General features: G+C 75.6%; 13 protein-coding genes. 11 read left to right on the forward strand and 2 right to left on the reverse strand.

Annotation, left to right across the window (positions count from 1 at the left end; translation table 11 throughout):
• The first annotated feature begins 116 nt into the window (after positions 1 to 116).
• Both ACZ5WK_RS33055 and ACZ5WK_RS33060 read left to right on the forward strand, forming a co-directional pair.
• Positions 117 to 992, forward strand: coding sequence for a GNAT family N-acetyltransferase (locus ACZ5WK_RS33055; RefSeq protein ID WP_465553102.1), 876 nt, complete (start codon positions 117 to 119; stop codon positions 990 to 992).
• Positions 993 to 1066: 74 nt separating this feature from the next.
• On the forward strand, positions 1067 to 1642 hold the full coding sequence (locus tag ACZ5WK_RS33060; RefSeq protein WP_465553050.1) for a GNAT family N-acetyltransferase: 576 nt from the start codon (positions 1067 to 1069) through the stop codon (positions 1640 to 1642).
• Here ACZ5WK_RS33060 and ACZ5WK_RS33065 read toward each other — a convergent pair.
• Entirely contained in the window at positions 1615 to 2532 is a 918-nt protein-coding gene (locus ACZ5WK_RS33065; RefSeq protein ID WP_465553052.1) for an aminoglycoside phosphotransferase family protein, read from the reverse strand. The genes ACZ5WK_RS33060 and ACZ5WK_RS33065 overlap by 28 nt on opposite strands.
• A 254-nt stretch (positions 2533 to 2786) precedes the next feature.
• The gene (locus ACZ5WK_RS33070) at positions 2787 to 3317 is read right to left on the reverse strand and encodes a ferritin-like domain-containing protein (protein ID WP_465553104.1); all 531 of its coding nucleotides are present in this window, start codon (positions 3315 to 3317) and stop codon (positions 2787 to 2789) included.
• 931 nt (positions 3318 to 4248) lie between these two features.
• On the opposite strand from ACZ5WK_RS33070, the gene rimP reads away from it, so the two are divergent.
• The 9 genes from rimP to ACZ5WK_RS33115 all read left to right on the forward strand — a co-directional run bounded on the left by rimP (position 4249) and on the right by ACZ5WK_RS33115 (position 17102).
• Positions 4249 to 4803: a ribosome maturation factor RimP gene (gene rimP, locus ACZ5WK_RS33075; RefSeq protein ID WP_465553054.1), complete on the forward strand. Its 555-nt coding sequence runs from the start codon at positions 4249 to 4251 to the stop codon at positions 4801 to 4803.
• Between the two features lie 81 nt (positions 4804 to 4884).
• Complete coding sequence (nusA, locus tag ACZ5WK_RS33080) at positions 4885 to 5919, forward strand: transcription termination factor NusA (RefSeq protein WP_465553056.1); 1035 nt, start codon at positions 4885 to 4887, stop codon at positions 5917 to 5919.
• A 146-nt stretch (positions 5920 to 6065) separates the two neighbouring features.
• Positions 6066 to 6314, forward strand: coding sequence for a YlxR family protein (locus ACZ5WK_RS33085; protein ID WP_241002778.1), 249 nt, complete (start codon positions 6066 to 6068; stop codon positions 6312 to 6314).
• A 250-nt stretch (positions 6315 to 6564) separates the two neighbouring features.
• Positions 6565 to 9741: a translation initiation factor IF-2 gene (gene infB / locus ACZ5WK_RS33090; RefSeq protein WP_465553059.1), complete on the forward strand. Its 3177-nt coding sequence runs from the start codon at positions 6565 to 6567 to the stop codon at positions 9739 to 9741.
• Between the two features lie 141 nt (positions 9742 to 9882).
• Positions 9883 to 10179 carry a DUF503 domain-containing protein gene (locus ACZ5WK_RS33095; protein ID WP_396325598.1) on the forward strand — a complete coding sequence of 99 codons (297 nt, stop codon included), beginning with the start codon at positions 9883 to 9885 and terminating at the stop codon, positions 10177 to 10179.
• A 153-nt stretch (positions 10180 to 10332) separates the two neighbouring features.
• The gene (gene rbfA, locus ACZ5WK_RS33100) at positions 10333 to 10773 is read left to right on the forward strand and encodes a 30S ribosome-binding factor RbfA (protein ID WP_209416822.1); all 441 of its coding nucleotides are present in this window, start codon (positions 10333 to 10335) and stop codon (positions 10771 to 10773) included.
• Between the two features lie 2 nt (positions 10774 to 10775).
• Positions 10776 to 11879 (forward strand): DHH family phosphoesterase, encoded by a 1104-nt coding sequence (locus ACZ5WK_RS33105; protein WP_465553062.1) that lies wholly within the window; start codon positions 10776 to 10778, stop codon positions 11877 to 11879.
• Positions 11880 to 11901: 22 nt separating this feature from the next.
• Entirely contained in the window at positions 11902 to 12831 is a 930-nt protein-coding gene (gene truB, locus ACZ5WK_RS33110) for a tRNA pseudouridine(55) synthase TruB (protein ID WP_465553064.1), read from the forward strand.
• 296 nt (positions 12832 to 13127) lie between these two features.
• Positions 13128 to 17102, forward strand: coding sequence for a hypothetical protein (locus tag ACZ5WK_RS33115; protein WP_465553066.1), 3975 nt, complete (start codon positions 13128 to 13130; stop codon positions 17100 to 17102).
• The last annotated feature ends 41 nt before the right edge of the window (positions 17103 to 17143 follow it).

Here is a 17143-nt window from a genome sequence, read left to right on the forward strand (position 1 = left end):
AGGCGGGGTCGTCCGTGCGCGGACGACCCCGCGGCCGTAGCCGGGTGGGGCCACGGAGTAGGGTGCGGCCAGAGTCGTCTCAGTGAGGTGCTGTCTCGATGCTCGATCGAGGTGTGATGCTCCCCAGCTCGTTCCAGGCCGCCCGCGCCCTGGTGACCACGCGCGTCCTGGAGGCCCCCGACCTCGCGGACACCCTGGAGGTGTTGCACCGGGACCCGGTCGCCAACGCCTTCGTCGCCACCCGGGTCGAGGCCGTCGGCCTGGACCCCTGGCGCCTCGGCGGCGAGATGTGGGGCTGGTACGACGAGCACGGCGAACTGGACGCGCTCTGTTACGCCGGCGCCAACCTCGTGCTGGTCAACGCCGGGCCGCAGGCCGTCCAGGCCTTCGCCGAACGGGCCCGCCGCCAGGGCCGCAGGTGCTCCTCGATCGTCGGCCCCGCCGAGCCCACCGCGGCCCTCTGGGCACTGTTGGAGCGCAGCTGGGGCCCGGCCCGGGAGGTCCGCGGCCACCAGCCGTTGATGGCCACCACCGTGCCGTCCGCCGAGATCGCCCCCGACCCGCTGGTGCGGCGGGTGCGGCGCACCGAGGTCGAGACGCTGATGCCGGCCTGCGTGGCGATGTTCACCGAGGAGGTCGGGGTCTCCCCCCTGGCCGGCGACGGCGGACTGCTCTACCAGGCCCGGGTCGCCGAACTGGTCGCCGCCGGGCGCTCGTTCGCCCGGTTCGCCGAGGACGGCCAGGTGGTCTTCAAGGCCGAGATCGGAGCCGTCACCGAGGGCGCCTGCCAGATCCAGGGCGTCTGGGTGGACCCTGCCCACCGCGGTCAGGGGCTCTCCGAGACCGGAATGGCCGCCGTCCTCGACATCGCCCTGCGCGAGGTCGCCCCGGTGGTCTCGCTCTACGTCAACGACTACAACCTGCGCGCCCGCGCGGCCTACCGCCGGGTCGGCTTCCGCGAGGTCGGCGCGTTCATGAGCGTCCTTTTCTGAGGCGTGCGCTGTGGAGGAAGCCGGTTCCGGGCCCAGGGCCGCACCGGGCCCTCGCCGGTAGTAACGTCCGGGTCATGGATCAGCTGACCGGGGTGACGATCGAGGCCATCGACCTTGCGGCGTGGGCGCCGCAGGCGCTCGATGTCCAGGCGGTGGCGTTCGGGCTGACGCCCGAGGAGGTCATGGTCCGCCTGCACATCGTCGGGCGGCACGCGCAGCAGCCCGGGGTGATCGCGCTGGGCGCGCTCAGCGGCGGCCGGCTGGTCGGTTTCGGGTACGGCATGCCCAACCGCCGCGAGCACTGGTGGAGCACCGTGATCCAGCCCTACCTGGAGGCGTACGGGTACGGGGAGTGGCTGGACGACGTCTTCGCGATCACCGAGCTGCACGTGCTGCCCGACCACCAGGGCCGGGGTATCGGCTCCGCCCTGATCCGGACCCTCTGCGAGCGGTCCGGCCTGCGCCGCAGCATCCTCTCCGCGATCGACGCCGAGACCCCCGCCCGCCGCCTGTACCGCTCCCTCGGCTACCAGGACCTCGCGCGCGCGGTGCACTTCCCCAACACCGAGCGCCTCTACGCCGTCATGGGCGCCCGGCTTCCGCTGCTGAAGCCGCCGGCGCCTCAGAGCGCGCCGGCGAACTCCAGGTAGAGCTCGGCGTCCTCCCGGCGGCCCGCCGCCAGCGCGCGCAGGCCGAGGTCGGCGGCGCGGACCAGCGTCCAGCCGCGCAGCCGGTCCCGGTCCACGTCCAGGGCGTCGGAGAGCTGGTGCAGCCGGCGGCGGACGGCGGCCGGCACGCCCGGGGAGCCGACCAGCGTGTCGGCCCGGTCCAGCGCCAGCCGGGCCAGGTCGTAGGCGCGTTCGCCGGTCAGCGGCCGGGGGTCGATCGCCAGCCACGGCGCGCGGTCGGCGGCCAGTACGTTGCCGTGGTGGAAGTCGCCGTGCAGCAGGAACACCTCGGTGGCGGAGCCGAGCAGCCCCTCGGCGGTCTCCACGGCCTCGGCGACCAGGGCGGACACCTCGGCGGCGCCGGGCAGTTCGGGGTGGCGGCGCAGCCGCTCGGCGGTGGCGGCGACCCGGTCGGCGAGCGGGGGGAACGGGTGGCCCTCGGACGGCTCCACCCAGAGCCGGTGCAGCAGGCTGGTGGCCTCCAGCATCGCCTTCGGCTCGGCCAGCGACCGCAGCGGGATGTCACCGTGCAGCCGCTCCAGCAGCAGCACCCCCCGGGCCGGGTCGGCGGCCAGCAGGAGCACGGCCCCGCGGCCGGCCCAGTGGGCGAGCGCGGCGTGCTCCTGTGCGGTCTCGGGAGTGACCAGGCCGGCCTTGAGGACGGCGGGGCTGAGGTCGTCGCGGTGGACGTAGCCGATCAGGCTCAGGCTGCCACCGGGGTCGAGCACCCGTTCCAGGGTGAGATCCCAGCGGGCCAGCCCGTCGGCGACCAGGCCGGGCAGCTCCGCCAGCCAGCTCCGCCCCTCCTCGTCCGCGCCGACGCTTCGCGCCAGCCACTCGGGGACGGTGATCTGCCCTGATGCTGCCGACATGCTGGCCTTCCGGTTGGTGCTCCCCCGTGGTGCTACCCGTCCATTGTCGGCCATGGCGGCGAAACCGCAGGTCAGCGACGCAGGGGAGTGGGGCGGGGCGAGGGCGGTATCTGCAGGTCAGGGCGGTGGGGGCGGGAAGCCGGCGGGGCCGGTCCCGGTGCGGGGCACCGGGGCCGGGAGGCGGGGGTGAGGGGGCGGGGCGAGGGGGCGGGGCGTGGGAGGCCGGCGGGCCGGCTTCCCGTGCGGCCGCGGCGTCAGGCGCCGGCGGTCGGCGCGGGGCTGCCCGCGCTGGGGCTGCCGGCGGTGGGGGTGCCGGGTGCCGGGGTGGTGGCGGGGTCGGGAAGGCCCGGGAAGGCCGTGGGGGCGGCACCCCAGCGGCGGGCGCGCAGGGCGCACTCGCGGAGCGCGTCGGCGGCGGTGGTGCGCTGGGTGCCGGTGACGGCGGCGACCAGGTCGGCGTAGACGGCGGTGAGCCGGGTCTCGATGTGGGCGGCGAGCCGGCCCGCGCCCGCAGCGTCGCTGACCGCGAACGGCAGCTGGTACCCGGCGGCGGCCGCGCTCGGGGTGGCGCCGGCCCCGCCGAGCAGCCGCTGCCAGGCGTCCCGCCGGGTCTGGTGGGCGGCGTAGGCGGTGCGGGCGTCGGTGCGCTGCTGGTCGTCGGGGAGCCGGGCGCCCACGACGCCGTAGCCGTAGATCGCGGCGTGTTCGGCACTCAGGGCGCCCTGGAAGGCCGTGACGGCGTCGGGGCCGATGGCCGCCGCGCTGCCCGGACCGGACGGGGACACGGACGAGGCCCCGGACGGGGCGGCGGACGGCGAGGCGGACGCGGAGGCGCCGGCCGGCTCGGTCGGCGCGGGGGCCGGGACGGTCGGCGGGGCGGCGTCACCGAGCGCGACGGCGTGCAGCACCCCGGCGGTGGAGACCGAGGCGAGCAGCCGGGCCAGCTGCGGCGAGGCGGCGCCGAGGTCGGCGAGCCGGGCCTGCGCGGTCTGCCGTTCCAGCGAGGCGAGCGCGGCGGTGGTGGTGACCGCCGAGGCGGTCCCGCCGGCGGCGGAGGCGGGGGCCGGGGGAGAGGCCGAGGCCGAGGCGGCGCCCGGGGTGGTGGCGGACGGCGACGCCCCCGGAAGGCCGGCCGCCAGGGCGGCCCGGTGCTGGACCACCTCGGCCCGCAGCGGCTGGAGCTGTGCGGCCTGCCCCGCACCGGGCCCGGCCAGCAGGGCGTCGTACCCGGCGAGCAGCGCGTCGGTGGCGGTGACGGCGCGCAGCCGGACCGGCTCGTCCGGGTCGGGGCGGCGCCGCTCGCCCTCGGTGGTGCCGTGCCCGTCGTCGTGCGAGTCGGTGCACGCGGCGAGGGCGCCGCCCGTCGTCAGGAGCAGCCCGAGGGCCAGGAAGGTCCGTCGGCTGGGCGGCTGCATCGTCGTCACTCCGGGGCGTGTACGGGAGGACGGCCTGCCCGTCTGCCTCGTTGGCGTGAATGATTACAGAATCCCCATGTCTGTGGGGGCGGATTGGGTCCGCCGGTGCCCGGCCGGGCCGGTGTGACCTTGCTCGCAGTGGTGTCGCGCGGGCTGCCGTGCGCCGTCCGGAATCGGTGGTTGGCGGTTTCACCGGATAGGCTTTGGGCCGAGCTGCCGCGACCCGGCCTGTGCCGTACCGGCGCCGGGGGGCGCGGTCCCCCTCCTGACAACAGCAGACGCGGCCGAGGAGTCCACCCGGATGAGCACCACCCACATCGACCGGCTGCGTGCGTTGCTGGAGCCCTTGGCGGCCCGGGAGGGCCTGGACCTGGAGGACGTGAAGGTCACCCAGGCGGGCAGCCGCCGGCAGGTGCAGATCGACGTGGACGCCGACGGCGGCGTGGACCTGGACGCCATCGCGGAGTTCAGCCGCGTGGTCGGCGAGGCCCTGGACGAGTCCGACGTGATGGGCGCCGGCGCGTACGTGCTGGAGGTCGGTTCGCCGGGCGCCGAGCGTCCGCTGAGCGAGCCCCGCCACTGGCGCCGGGCCGAGGGCCGGCTGGCCAAGATCCACCTGGTCGACGGCGGGGAGATCGTCGCCCGCGTGCTGGAGGCGGACGAGGACGGCGCGCTGGTCGAGGTGCAGCCGGTGAAGGGCCGCGGCCGCCCCAAGGAGCGCCGTCTGGCGTACACCGAGGTGGACCGGGCGCGCGTCCAGGTGGAGTTCAACCGCAAGGACGAGAAGCTCCTCGACGAGACCCCGGACTTCGCCGACGACGACGCTTCCGACGAGGGGGACGACGGTGCCGAGTGACGCTCCGCGCACCGACCGGAGGGCCGCTCAGGCCATGAGCCCCAGCAACATGAACGTGACGAAAGACGAGGAGGCGTAGCCGTGGACATCGACATGAGTGCCCTGCGCACGCTGGTCAACGAGAAGAACATCCCCTTCGACCTGCTGGTCGAGTCCATCGAGTCGGCCCTCCTCACCGCGTACCACCGCACCGAGGGCTCGCGCCGCCGCGCCCGGGTCGAGCTGGACCGCAAGTCCGGCCACGTCACGGTGTGGGCGACGGAGGACCCGGCGGAGCTGGACGAGGGCGTCGAGCCGAAGGAGTTCGACGACACCCCGAGCGGCTTCGGCCGGATCGCGTCCAGCATCGGCATCCAGGTGATGATGCAGCGCCTGCGTGACGCCGCCGACGACCAGACGTTCGGCGAGTACGCGGGCAAGGAGGGCGACATCGTCACCGGTGTCGTCCAGCAGGGCAACGACCCGAAGAACGTGCTGGTCGACATCGGCAAGCTGGAGGCCATCCTGCCGCCGCAGGAGCAGGTCCCGGGCGAGGACTACCGGCACGGCACCCGTCTCAAGTGCTACGTGGTGGCGGTGCGCCGGGGTGTCCGCGGCGCGTCGGTGACGCTCTCGCGCACCCACCCCAGCCTGGTGAAGAAGCTCTTCGCGCTGGAGGTCCCGGAGATCGCGGACGGCAGCGTGGAGATCGCGGCGATCGCCCGCGAGGCCGGCCACCGCACCAAGATCGCGGTCTGGTCGCGCCGGGCCGGGCTGAACGCCAAGGGCGCCTGCATCGGCCCGATGGGCAGCCGGGTGCGCGCGGTGATGGGCGAGCTGCACGGCGAGAAGATCGACATCGTCGACTGGTCGGAGGACCCGCGCGAGATGGTCGCCGCGGCGCTGTCCCCCGCACGGGTGACGAGCGTGGAGATCGTGGACTACAACCAGCGCTCCGCACGGGTGATCGTGCCCGACTACCAGTTGTCGCTGGCGATCGGCAAGGAGGGGCAGAACGCCCGCCTGGCCGCCCGCCTCACCGGCTGGCGGATCGACATCCGGCCGGACACCGAGGGCCAGGGCGAGGGTCAGCCGGAGGGCCGGCCCGAGAACGGCGGCCGTGCCGGTGACGTCTGAGAGCGGCTTCGCCCAGTCATAACCGTTGTCACGGGCCCCCCGCCGTTCCACCCTGGATCGGCGGGGCGGCGCCATGTCCCTTCGGAGGGGTAGACTTGCCTTCGTCTGGCCGGACGCATGTCCGAGCACGCCCGGAACGCACCTGCGTGGGCTGCCGCAAGCGAGCGGCCAAGCACCAGCTGTTGCGTGTCACGGCGGTCGAGGGCGTCTGCGTCCCCGATCCCCGTGGCGCACTGCCGGGCCGGGGCGCGCACCTGCACCCCGATCCGGCCTGCCTCGACCTCGCGGTCCGCCGCCGGGCGTTCCCCCGGGCCTTCCGGCTCCAGGGCACGCTCGACACCGAGCGGCTCCGCGGGTACATCGAGGAGCGGGCAGGCGACACCCCGGCGCCCTGAGCTTCCTCAGGCCGGCCCGGCGGGCACCTCCCCGTTACGGCCGCCGCTCCACGCGGCGGAGAACCACCGCAACAAGCACAGTGCGCGGGCAGCCGCGCGCCGTGCCACCAGTCAGGTACCTCGCGATGTGGAAGTAGGTCGAGATTGCGATGAGCACTCGATGAGTACGCGATGAGTACGCGATGGGTACGCCCATGAAGTAGCGACAGTCCGGCGGACGAGACCCCCCGGACTCATAGACAGGAGTGAAGTGGCTAAGGTCCGGGTTTACGAACTCGCCAAGGAGCTTGGCTTGGAGAGCAAGGCCGTCATGGCCAAGCTGACCGAGCTCGGTGAGTTCGTCCGTTCGGCGTCCTCGACGATCGAGGCGCCGGTCGTGCGCAAGTTGACTGACGCTCTGGGAGTGGCCCCCACCGCTGGTGGTTCCGCTGCCAAGCCTGGCCCGCGGAAGCCCGCGGCGCCCCAGCCCGCCGGTGGTTCCGCCGCCGGTGCGGCCGCACCCAAGCCGGGTGCCCCGACCCCGGGTCCGCGCCCTGCCGCGGCGCCGGGCCCCCGTCCGACCCCCGCAGCCGGACCGGCGCCCGCCGCCCCGGCTGCTGCCGCCCCGCGCCCCGCGGGCGCGCCGACCCCGGGCCCGCGCCCGGCGGCCCGCCCCGCCGCACCGGCGGCTCCGGCTGCTCCGGCGGCCGAGTTCTCCTCGCCGGCTCCGGCCGAGGCGCCCACCGAGCGTCCGGCCGCCCAGGCCGCGCGTCCGGCGGCTGCCGGCCCCGCCGGTGGCGGCGCCCGTCCGGGCCCGCGTCCGGCCGGTCCGCGTCCGGGCAACAACCCGTTCACCTCGGGCAGTGCCACGGGCATGGCCCGTCCCGGTGACCGTCGTCCGGCCGCGCCGGGTGCGCGTCCGGGTGCCGGTGCTCCCGCCGGTGACCGCCCGCGTCCGGGCGGCGACCGCGGCCCGCGCCCCGAGGGCCTGGCCGGTGGACGTCCGGGTGGCGACCGTGGCGCCCCGCGCCCCGGTGGTGACCGTCCGCGTCCCGCCGGTGCTCCCGGTGCCGACCGTGGCGCCCCGCGCCCCGGTGGCGACCGTCCGCGTCCGGCCGGTGGCCCCGGTGCCCCCGGTGCCGGTGCCCCCCGTCCGGGTGGTGCCCCGCGTCCCGACGGCATGCCCCGTCCGGCCGGTCCGCGTCCCGGCGGCCCGACCCCGTCCGGCATGCCGCGTCCGAACCCCGGCATGATGCCGCAGCGTCCGGCTCCGGGCCCGCGTCCGGGCCCCGGCGGCCGTGGCCCCGGTGGCCCCGGCGGCCGTCCCGGTGGTCCGGGTGGCGCCGGTGGCGCCCGTCCGGGCTTCGCCGGCCGTCCGGCCGGTCCGGGCTCGCGTCCGGCCGGTGGCGGCTTCGGCGGCCCCCGTCCCGGTGGCGGTGCCCCCGGTGGCGGTGGCGGCTTCGGCCCGCGTCCGGGTGGCTTCGGCGGCCGTCCCGGCGGCCCGGGTGCCCGTGGTGGCACGCAGGGTGCCTTCGGCCGTGGCCCCGGTGGCCGTCCGGCCCGTGGCCGCAAGTCGAAGCGGGCGAAGCGCCAGGAGTACGAGGCCATGCAGGCCCCGTCCGTCGGCGGTGTGATGCTGCCTCGCGGCAACGGTCAGACCGTTCGCCTGTCGAGCGGCGCCTCGCTGATGGACTTCGCGGAGAAGATCAACGCCAACCCGGCCGCGCTCGTCTCCGTCATGTTCAACCTCGGTGAGATGGTCACCGCGACCCAGTCGGTCTCCGACGCGACCCTCGAGCTGCTGGCCGGCGAGATGGGCTTCATCCTGGAGATCGTCAGCCGCGACGACGAGGACCGCGAGCTGCTGGAGTCGTTCGACATCGACTTCGGCGCCGACGAGGGCGACGAGGACCAGCTGGCCCCGCGCCCGCCGGTCGTCACCGTCATGGGTCACGTCGACCACGGTAAGACCCGCCTGCTGGACGCCATTCGCAAGTCGAACGTGGTGGCCGGCGAGGCCGGTGGCATCACCCAGCACATCGGTGCCTACCAGGTGGCCACGATCGTGAACGGCGAAGAGCGCCCGATCACCTTCCTGGACACCCCGGGTCACGAGGCGTTCTCCGCCATGCGTGCCCGTGGTGCCAAGTCCACCGACATCGCGATCCTGGTGGTCGCGGCCAACGACGGTGTCATGCCGCAGACGGTCGAGGCGTTGAACCACGCCAAGGCCGCGGGTGTGCCGATCGTGGTCGCCGTCAACAAGATCGACGTCGAGGGCGCCGACCCGACCAAGGTCCGCGGTCAGCTGACCGAGTTCGGGCTGGTGGCCGAGGAGTACGGCGGCGACACCATGTTCGTCGACATCTCCGCGCGCCAGGGCCTCAACATCGACCAGCTGCTGGAGGCCGTGGTCCTGACCGCGGACGCCTCGCTGGACCTGCGGGCCAACCCCGAGCAGGACGCGCAGGGTATCGCCATCGAGGCCCACCTCGACAAGGGACGCGGCGCCATGGCGACCGTCCTGGTCCAGCGCGGTACCCTCCGCGTCGGTGACTCGATCGTGGTCGGCGACGCCTACGGCCGCGTCCGCGCGATGCTGGACGAGAACGGCAACAGCCTCGCCGAGGCCGGCCCGTCCCGCCCGGTGCTGCTGCTCGGTCTGACCTCGGTGCCCCGCGCCGGCGACAGCTTCATCGTCGTCGACGAGGACCGCACCGCCCGTCAGATCGCCGAGAAGCGCTCGGCCCGCGACCGCAACGCCGCCTTCGCGCAGCGTCGGGTCCGGGTGTCCCTCGAGGACCTCGACAAGGCCATCGCCGCAGGCGAGATCGAGCAGCTCAACCTCATCATCAAGGGTGACGTCTCCGGTTCGGTCGAAGCCCTCGAGGACGCCCTCGTCAAGCTCGACGTGGGCGAGGAGGTCGAGCTCCGCATCCTGCACCGCGGTGTGGGTGCGATCACCGAGTCCGACGTCAACCTGGCGATGGGTTCGGACGCCATCATCATCGGCTTCAACGTGCGCGCCGAAGGCCGTGCGCGTACCGCGGCCGACAAGGAAGGCGTGGACGTCCGGTACTACTCGGTCATCTACCAGGCGATCGAGGAGATCGAGAACGCCCTCAAGGGCATGCTCAAGCCCGAGTACGAGGAGGTGCGCCTCGGCTCCGCGGAGATCCGCGAGGTGTTCCGTTCCTCCAAGTTCGGCAACATCGCGGGTGTCATCGTCCGCGAGGGCCTGCTGCGCCGCAACGCCAAGGCCCGCCTCATCCGCGACGGCAAGGTCGTGGCGGAGAGCCTCACCATCGAGGGTCTGCGTCGTTTCAAGGACGACGCGACCGAGGTCCGCGAGGGCTTCGAGGCCGGTGTGACCCTGGGGTCGTTCAACGACATCAAGGTCGAGGACATCATCGAGACCTACGAGATGCGCGAGAAGCCGCGCGCGTAAGCGAGTGGTGTCCGGGGCCGGTCGACGGGTGGAATTCCCGTCGACCGGCCCCGGTCTCGCTGTGTAGGGTCCGGGAGTAGCAGTACCAGCCCGGTTCAGGGCTGTCCCCGAGGCCTTCCAGGTCGGCGAGACCTGTCATACATGTTCGTGGGAACACTCACCTTCGACCTGCTGCTGGGCGACGTCCACTCGCTCAAGGAGAAGCGTTCGATCGTGCGGCCCATCGTGGCCGAACTGCAGCGCAAGTACAGCGTGTGCGCTGCCGAGACCGGGAACCAGGAGCTGCACCGCAGGGCCGAGATCGGCCTCGCGGTGGTGTCCGGCGAAGCCGGGTACGTCACAGAGATCCTGGACAGCTGTGAGCGGTTGGTCGCCGGCCGCCCCGAGGTTCAGCTGCTCTCCGCCAGGAGGCGCTACCACAACGACGACGATGAATGAGGTCTGCGGAAGGGACCGGCGCGAGTCGCCGTTCTCACACAGATCAGGACCGAGAGCGCCCACAAGGCTGGGCGCGGGCCGGTACTTTGGGGCATGGGCCCCGACGGGCAGGCAGTACGCCCGGGCACCCGGCCCACTGCACGAGGAGGCAACGTGACCGACACCGCAAGGGCGCGCAAGCTCGCCGACCGCATCCAGGTGGTCGTCGCCCAGACCCTGGAACGGCGGATCAAGGACCCCCGGCTGGGGTTCGTGACCATCACCGACACCCGGGTCACCGGCGATCTGCGCGAGGCCACCGTCTTCTACACCGTCTTCGGTGACGAAGCCGAGCGCGAGGCCTCGGCCGCCGCGCTGGAGAGCGCCAAGGGCGTGATCCGCTCCGAGGTCGGCAAGATCGGGGTGCGTTTCACCCCGACGCTGACCTTCGTCGCGGACGCCCTGCCGGAGAACGCCCGGAACATCGACGACCTGCTCGACCGGGCCCGGGCCATCGACGCCGCGGTGCGCACCACCGCGGCGGGCGCGACCTTCGCCGGCGACGCCGACCCGTACAAGGTGCCGGCGTCCGAGCGTGACGACGAGGACGAGTAGTCATGGCGGGTGAGCCGGCAGCGGCCGGTTCGACAGCTGGATCAACCACGGGGGCGTCCTCCACCAGCACGGTGGAGGGTGCCCTCGCGGTGCTTCCGGGGCCGCGCGCCGAGGAGAGCGGCTTCGAGCTGGTCTGGCAGCAGGTGGTCGCGGAGATCGGGCGGGCCGGCTCGATCGACCTGATCTGCCACATCTGCCCCGACGGTGACGCGCTCGGCTCGGCCCTGGCGGCCGGGCTGGCCCTGCGCGGGCTCGGCCACGACGTCCGGGTCTCCTTCGGTGACGACCCGCAGATCGTGCCGGAGTCGTTGTCCTTCCTGCCCGGCCAGGAGCTGATCGTGCCGGCCTCCGAGGTGCCCGACACCCCCGAGCTGGTGCTCTGCTTCGACGTCGCCGCGGAGAGCCGGCTCGGCCTGCTGCACGACAAGGCCTTCGCCGCGCCCGTGCTGGTGGTCATCGACCACCACGCCTCCAACCCGGGCTTCGGCACCCACCAGCTGATCGACCCGACCGCCCCGGCCACCGCCGTCCTGGTGGACGAGCTGCTGCGCCGCCTCGGCGTCGAACTCGACCAGCCGCTGGCCACCTGCCTCTACACCGGGGTCGCCACCGACACCGGCTCCTTCAAGTACCGGGCCACCACGCCCGCGACCCACGAACTCGCCGGGCGGCTGCTGGCCACCGGCATCCGGCACGACCTGATCTCCCGGCAGCTGTGGGACACCTCCTCCTTCGGCTACCTCAAGGTGCTGGCCGCCGCGCTCGACCGGGCCGTCTACGAGCCCGACGCGGCCGGCGGCCTGGGCCTGGTGTGGACCTGGGTGCCGTACCAGGACCTCGCGCTGTTCAGCGTCACCGTCGAGGAGATCGAGGGCCTGATCGACATCGTCCGCCGCCCGGCCGAGGCCGAGGTCGCGCTGGTGCTCAAGCAGGACCCGGACGGCACGCTGCGGGGCTCCTCGCGCTCCAAGGGTGCGGTGGACGTCGCGGCCGCCTGCGCCGAACTCGGCGGCGGCGGGCACACCTTCGCGGCCGGGTTCAGCGCCCGGGAGGGCGTGGAGACCGTGGTCGAGCGGTTCCGGGCCGCACTGCGGCCCGTCAGTTGATCATCTTTAGAGAAAGAACTTGATGAAGCGCAAAGGCACCGGTCCGGACGGCCTGGTCATCGTCGACAAGCCGGAGGGCATCACCTCGCACGGGGTGGTCGCCAAGCTGCGGTGGCTGGCCGGGACGCGGAAGGTCGGCCACGCCGGCACGCTCGACCCGATGGCCACCGGCGTGCTGGTGATCGGCGTGGAGCGGGCCACCCGCCTGCTCGGGCACCTGATGCTCACCGCCAAGACGTACGAGGCGACCATCCGGCTCGGCCAGACCACCGTCACCGACGACCGGGAGGGCGAGGTCACCTCGTCCACGGCGGCGGACGGCGTGGGCCGGGAGGCCGTCGAGGCCGGGATCGCCGCGCTCACCGGCGAGATCATGCAGGTGCCGTCCAAGGTCAGCGCGATCAAGATCGACGGCAAGCGGTCGTACGCGCGGGTGCGCGAGGGCGAGGAGTTCGAGCTGGCGGCCCGGCCGACCACGATCCACTCCTTCACCGTGCACGAGTACCGGGAGGCCGTCGCCGAGGACGGCACGCCGGTGCTCGACCTGGACGTCACGGTGGAGTGCTCCTCCGGCACCTACATCCGGGCGCTGGCCCGCGACCTCGGCGCCGGGCTCGGCGTCGGCGGCCACCTGACCGCGCTGCGGCGGACCAAGGTCGGCCCGTACGGGGTGGAGTCGGCGCGGACGCTGGAGCAGCTGGAGGCCGCCGTCACCGGCGACTCCGGCGCGGGGCTGGAGGTGCTGCCGATCGGGGAGGCCGCCGCGGCGGCGTTCCCACGCTGGGACCTCGACGCCGAGCAGGCCAAGCTGCTCTCGCACGGCGCCCGCCTGAAGGCGCCCGGGCTGGGGGTGGACGGGCCGATCGCGGTGTTCGGGCCGGACGACCGGTTCCTCGCGCTGGTGGAGGAGAAGGGCGGCCAGGCGAAGCCGGTCGCGGTCTTCGTCGGCTGAGTCCTTCCGCTGAGTCCTTCCGCGGTACGAGCCCCCTGGCGCCCCTGCGGGCGGCAGGGGGCTTTCTGCTGCCCCGGTACGGCTGCGGCGCGCGGCGGCGGGGCCACGCACGGGGAGCATGGGCGGGCCGGTGCCGAGGTTCACCCGCACAGGGGAGCGCACGAGGTGAACCATGGTGGTGAGCGGCGTGGGCGGGGTCGGGGCGCGCCGACGGCGGGCAGGCTCCCGGGCGGCGAGCAGGTCGCCGCGACGAGTCCGCTCCCGGGCCGGCGGGCCCTGCGGGGAGGGCTGCGCGAATGCCGGGAACCCTGGACGGAAACGAGGCGGCGCACGATCCGGGGCGGTACCTGCTGCGGATCCGCGACCTGGACGGACGGCTGCACGGGCTGGGGTTCGTCGCCGACCCGCAGGGCACCGTCCTCACCGCCCACGAGAGCGTCGCGGGCCTCGACCGGATCGTCCTGCACACCCCAGGAGGGCAGACCCGCGTCCTGGGCCCGGAGAGCGTCCTGCCACTGCCCGGGCACGGCCTCGCCCTGCTGCGGACCGACGGCGTCGGCGGGCTGCCGGTGCCGCCGCTGCCCGTCGCCCGCCCGGACGGCGTGCGCACCGGCCGCGACGTGGTGCTGCCCGCACTGAGCGGGGAGGACGGCCGGGTGGTAGCGCTCGCCTGCGGCCTCATCGGCGCCACCGGGGCGGTCTACGTGCCCTCGCCGCCGGCCGTGGGGCCGGACCGCTTCCACCTGCTCGGCGGCGTGCTGCTGCTCGGTCTGCCGGCCGGCGGCGGTGCGGTGGCCGTGCCCGCCGGGGCGCCCGTGCTGGACGCCCGCAGCGGCGTGGTGATCGGCGTCGCCGCGCCGGCCGTGCGCGCGCCCGAGCAGGCGGGCGCGCTCGCGGCCGTCCCCGCGTACGGGGGCGGTGCGGGGGAGCGCGCGCCGGAGCTGGCCGAGGCGCTGGCGCGTAACGACGCCGGTGTCCCGGCGTACGGGCCGGCGCTCAACCTGGCGGGTGTCCTGCGCCTCACCGCCGCCCAGGTGGCGTCCGCCGGCGCGGGCCCCGACCGGGTGGGCGCCCTGGCCGCCGACCGGGTCGACCGCCCGGACGGCCTGGCCGGGGACGAGCCGGCCGCGACGGTCACCGCCCTGGTCGGCGCGCCGGGCTCGGGCCGGAGCACCGAACTGGCCGCGCTCGCCGTCCGCCGCGGTGGCGGCGACCGTCCGCTGCCCACCCTCTGGCTGCGTGGCGCCGACCTGCGCGCGGAGTCCGCCGCGCTCGCCGACGCGGTGGAGCGCGCACTGGCGGCGGCCGCGACCGCCCTGGGCAGCCGCCCGGTGCCCGGGCCGGACACCGTGGCAGGTCTCTGCACGGCGGCGGGGCGGCCGCTGCTGGTGATCCTGGACGGGCCCGAGGAGGCGCCCGTCCCGCTCGACGCGGCCTGGCTGCGGGCGGCCGGGGAGTGGCTGACGGCCACCGGCGCACGGCTGGTCACGGCCTGCGGGGAGGACGCCTGGGAGCGGCTGGCACCGGACGGGGACGGGGCCGACGACGGCGTGGCATGGGGGGAGCGCTATGCGGGGGGTGGTGTCGATGGCGGGGCGGCGGGGTGCGGCGGCCCGGCCGCCGGCCGGTGCCTGCCGGGCGGGGGCGGCGGGGCCGCGGTGCCGGGGGAGCACCGTCTGCCGGGTGGTTCAGGGGGCGCAGCGGTGGAGCAGGGGGCCACGGCCGCCGGCCGGTGCGTCCCGGAGGGGGGTGACGCCTGGGCGGCGGCCGGGGAACGCCATGCGCCGGGTGGTGTCGTAGGCGGGCCGGCGGGCCCGTCCGGCGGCTTACCGGACGGCGCGGGCTGTCGCTGTCGCAGGGTCCTCGCCGTTCACCGGCTCGGGCCGCTGCCGGCCGAGGCGGCGGACCGGGTGCGGCGCCGGTACGGGCTGCGGCCGGGATGGCCGGCGCCGGCGGACGCCCGGCATCCGTTGGCGGTGCGGCTGGCCGGGGAGCTGTGGGCGGAGGGGGTGCGCGGCGAGCCGCCGGGCCGGGGCGAGCTGTTCGCGGCGCAGCTGGACCTGCGCTGTCTGCGGGTGGCCCAGCGGCTCGCCTCCGACGGCCGGCCCCGGCGGCCGGGGGCCCACCGGCGGGGCGCCGGCCGGCCGGCGGGGCTGTCGCACGGCCGGGTGCGGCGGCTGGCGGCCGCGGTGGCGGGCCGGGTGCACGAGGCGGCCCGGCGGATGCTGGGGGCGGAGCAGGGCGGGCTCGGCCGGGCGGTGTTCGAGGAGCTGTTCCCGGTGGCGGGCGGCTGGGCGACGGCCGTCCTGGCGGAGGGCCTGTTCGTGCCCGCCGGGCCGGGCTACCGGTTCGCCCACGGCGAGTTCTCCGACTGGCTGCAGGGCCTGCACCTGGACCTCGACGCGGCGCTGCGCCTGCTGCTCGGCGAGGCCGAGGACACGCCCCCCTCGCCCGCCAACGGGCAGGAGGGGCCCGGGCCGGCGGGGGAGGCCCGTTCGGTGGCCCGGCACCGGGTCGGCCCGGTGGCGGCCGCGCTGCGGCGGCTGGCGCAGACCTGGGGCGCGCCCGCCCTGGATCCCTGGCTGCACCGGATCTGGCGGGCCCTGGACCTGCGCCCGCCGGGCAGCGAACCGGGCTGGTGGGCGGGCCGGTTGCTGGTGGCCGGGCTGGCGGCCAGCCCGGACCTCGGTGAACACCGCGCGCTGCTCGGCCAGTTGGCCGTCCGGATCGCCGAAGTCGCCCCGGCGGCCGGAGGGTTCGAGCGGCTGCCGGCCGACGGTCTGGGCCGCTTCGGCCCGGCGTTCTGGACCGGTCTCGGCCTGCCTGCGGAGCAGGAACTGGAGCTGCTGCGCCGCCTGGTGACCGCGGACGGCCCCGGGCAGCCGTTTCTCGCCGCCGCGGCCGGCCGGCTGCGTGCCGACCCGGCAGGCGTGCTGCCGCTGCTCTGCGGCTGGTTCGACGACCCGCGCGGCCTGCCCGGCCGCCCCGGCACCACCGTCGCCGACCTCGCCCACGACCTGCTGTACGCCCACCGGGCACTGGCCCTGGACGAGTTGACGGAGGCGCTGGCCGACGCCGCGCACCCGAGGGCGGACGCGCTGCTCACCGTGCTCGCCTCCGAGGAGCCCTCCGCGCTCTGCCGGGCGGTGGACCGCTGGAGCCACGACCGGCGGCCCGAGCGTCATGTCGCCGCCGCCGTCCACGCGTTGCGGGCCGCCCCGTACGCGCGCGGCGCCGGTGCGGAGCTGCTGCGGTTCACCGCGCTGACCCTGCTGGCCCGGGAGGAGGAGCCCGGGCTGCACGGCGCCGCCCTGGCCCTGCTGGTCCGGGACGGGCGGACCAGGGCCGCCCACCTGCCGGCGGCGCTCGCCGTCTACCGGCACGGCGAGGACGGCTTCCTCACCGCGCGGGCGCTGGCCCCGGCGCTGGAGAGCGACCCGGAGCCGGTGGTCGCCGCGTTCGCCGACCGGCTGCAGCGGCCGGGCACCCCGGCCGCCGAGATCCTGCGGGTGCTGGCCGACGCCGCCCCACCGGCCGGCCGGCGGGGCGCCGAGCTGGCCGCCCGGCTGCTGCGGGCGCAGCCGGCGTCGGCCGGCCCGGTCGCCGTCGACTACCTGGGCCGCCGGCTGCGGCACGGGGCGGCCGAGGAGCCGGCCGCCCGGTTGGAGCTGAGGCTGCTTCTCGGCAGCGCCCTGGCGGCCCGGGAGGCGGCCGTGCGGCGGCCGTTCGCGGAGGTGCTGGCGGTGCCGGTGGCCCAGGCCGCGGCGGACGCCCTGCGGTGTGATCTGCTCGACACGCTGCTGGCCGCCGAGAGCGACCCGGAGGTGCTCGGAGCCGTCGTGGAGCGGCTGGCCGGGCACTGCGCGGCCGAACGGCCGGCCCGGGCCCGGACGGTGCTGGCCCGGGTGGTGGCCGGACTGCCGGATGCGGACGGGCTGCTGGTCCGCTGCGCCGTCCGCTCGGCGGAGTTCGCGCTGCTGCTGGCGCAGTGGCCCGAGGACGGCTGGCCGCTCCCGCCGCGCGGGCCCGGGCTGGACCGGTTGCGGGCGCTGGCGGCGGCCGGGCGCGACCCGCGGTACGCCGCCGCCGACGCCGAACGGGGCGAAGCGCGCGGCGAAGGGCCCGAAACCGGGCGCCGTGCAGGGCAGGAGGACGCCTGGGAGGACGAGCAGGTGACCGTTCGCACACCGGCCGGCCCGGCCCGGTACCCGGCGGTGCGCCCAACCCGCCTTCCGGTGCCGAAGCAGGGGCAGGCGCATGGCACGCTATAGGGGTTCGGGTTTTGAGCGTTTGAGCGTACAGAAGGTACGCG

It is taken from the genome of Kitasatospora sp. NPDC032757, assembly GCF_055579305.1.

Excerpts from the sequence above, each read along its gene's own strand:
- ACZ5WK_RS33055 (WP_465553102.1), top strand. The coding sequence starts at position 117 with ATGCTCCCCAGCTCGTTCCAGGCCGCCCGCGCCCTGGTGACCACGCGC.
- ACZ5WK_RS33060 (WP_465553050.1), top strand. The coding sequence starts at position 1,067 with ATGGATCAGCTGACCGGGGTGACGATCGAGGCCATCGACCTTGCGGCG.
- ACZ5WK_RS33065 (WP_465553052.1), bottom strand. The coding sequence starts at position 2,532 with ATGTCGGCAGCATCAGGGCAGATCACCGTCCCCGAGTGGCTGGCGCGA.
- rimP (WP_465553054.1), top strand. The coding sequence starts at position 4,249 with ATGAGCACCACCCACATCGACCGGCTGCGTGCGTTGCTGGAGCCCTTG.
- ACZ5WK_RS33095 (WP_396325598.1), top strand. The coding sequence starts at position 9,883 with ATGTTCGTGGGAACACTCACCTTCGACCTGCTGCTGGGCGACGTCCAC.
- ACZ5WK_RS33105 (WP_465553062.1), top strand. The coding sequence starts at position 10,776 with ATGGCGGGTGAGCCGGCAGCGGCCGGTTCGACAGCTGGATCAACCACG.
- truB (WP_465553064.1), top strand. The coding sequence starts at position 11,902 with ATGAAGCGCAAAGGCACCGGTCCGGACGGCCTGGTCATCGTCGACAAG.
- ACZ5WK_RS33115 (WP_465553066.1), top strand. The coding sequence starts at position 13,128 with ATGCCGGGAACCCTGGACGGAAACGAGGCGGCGCACGATCCGGGGCGG.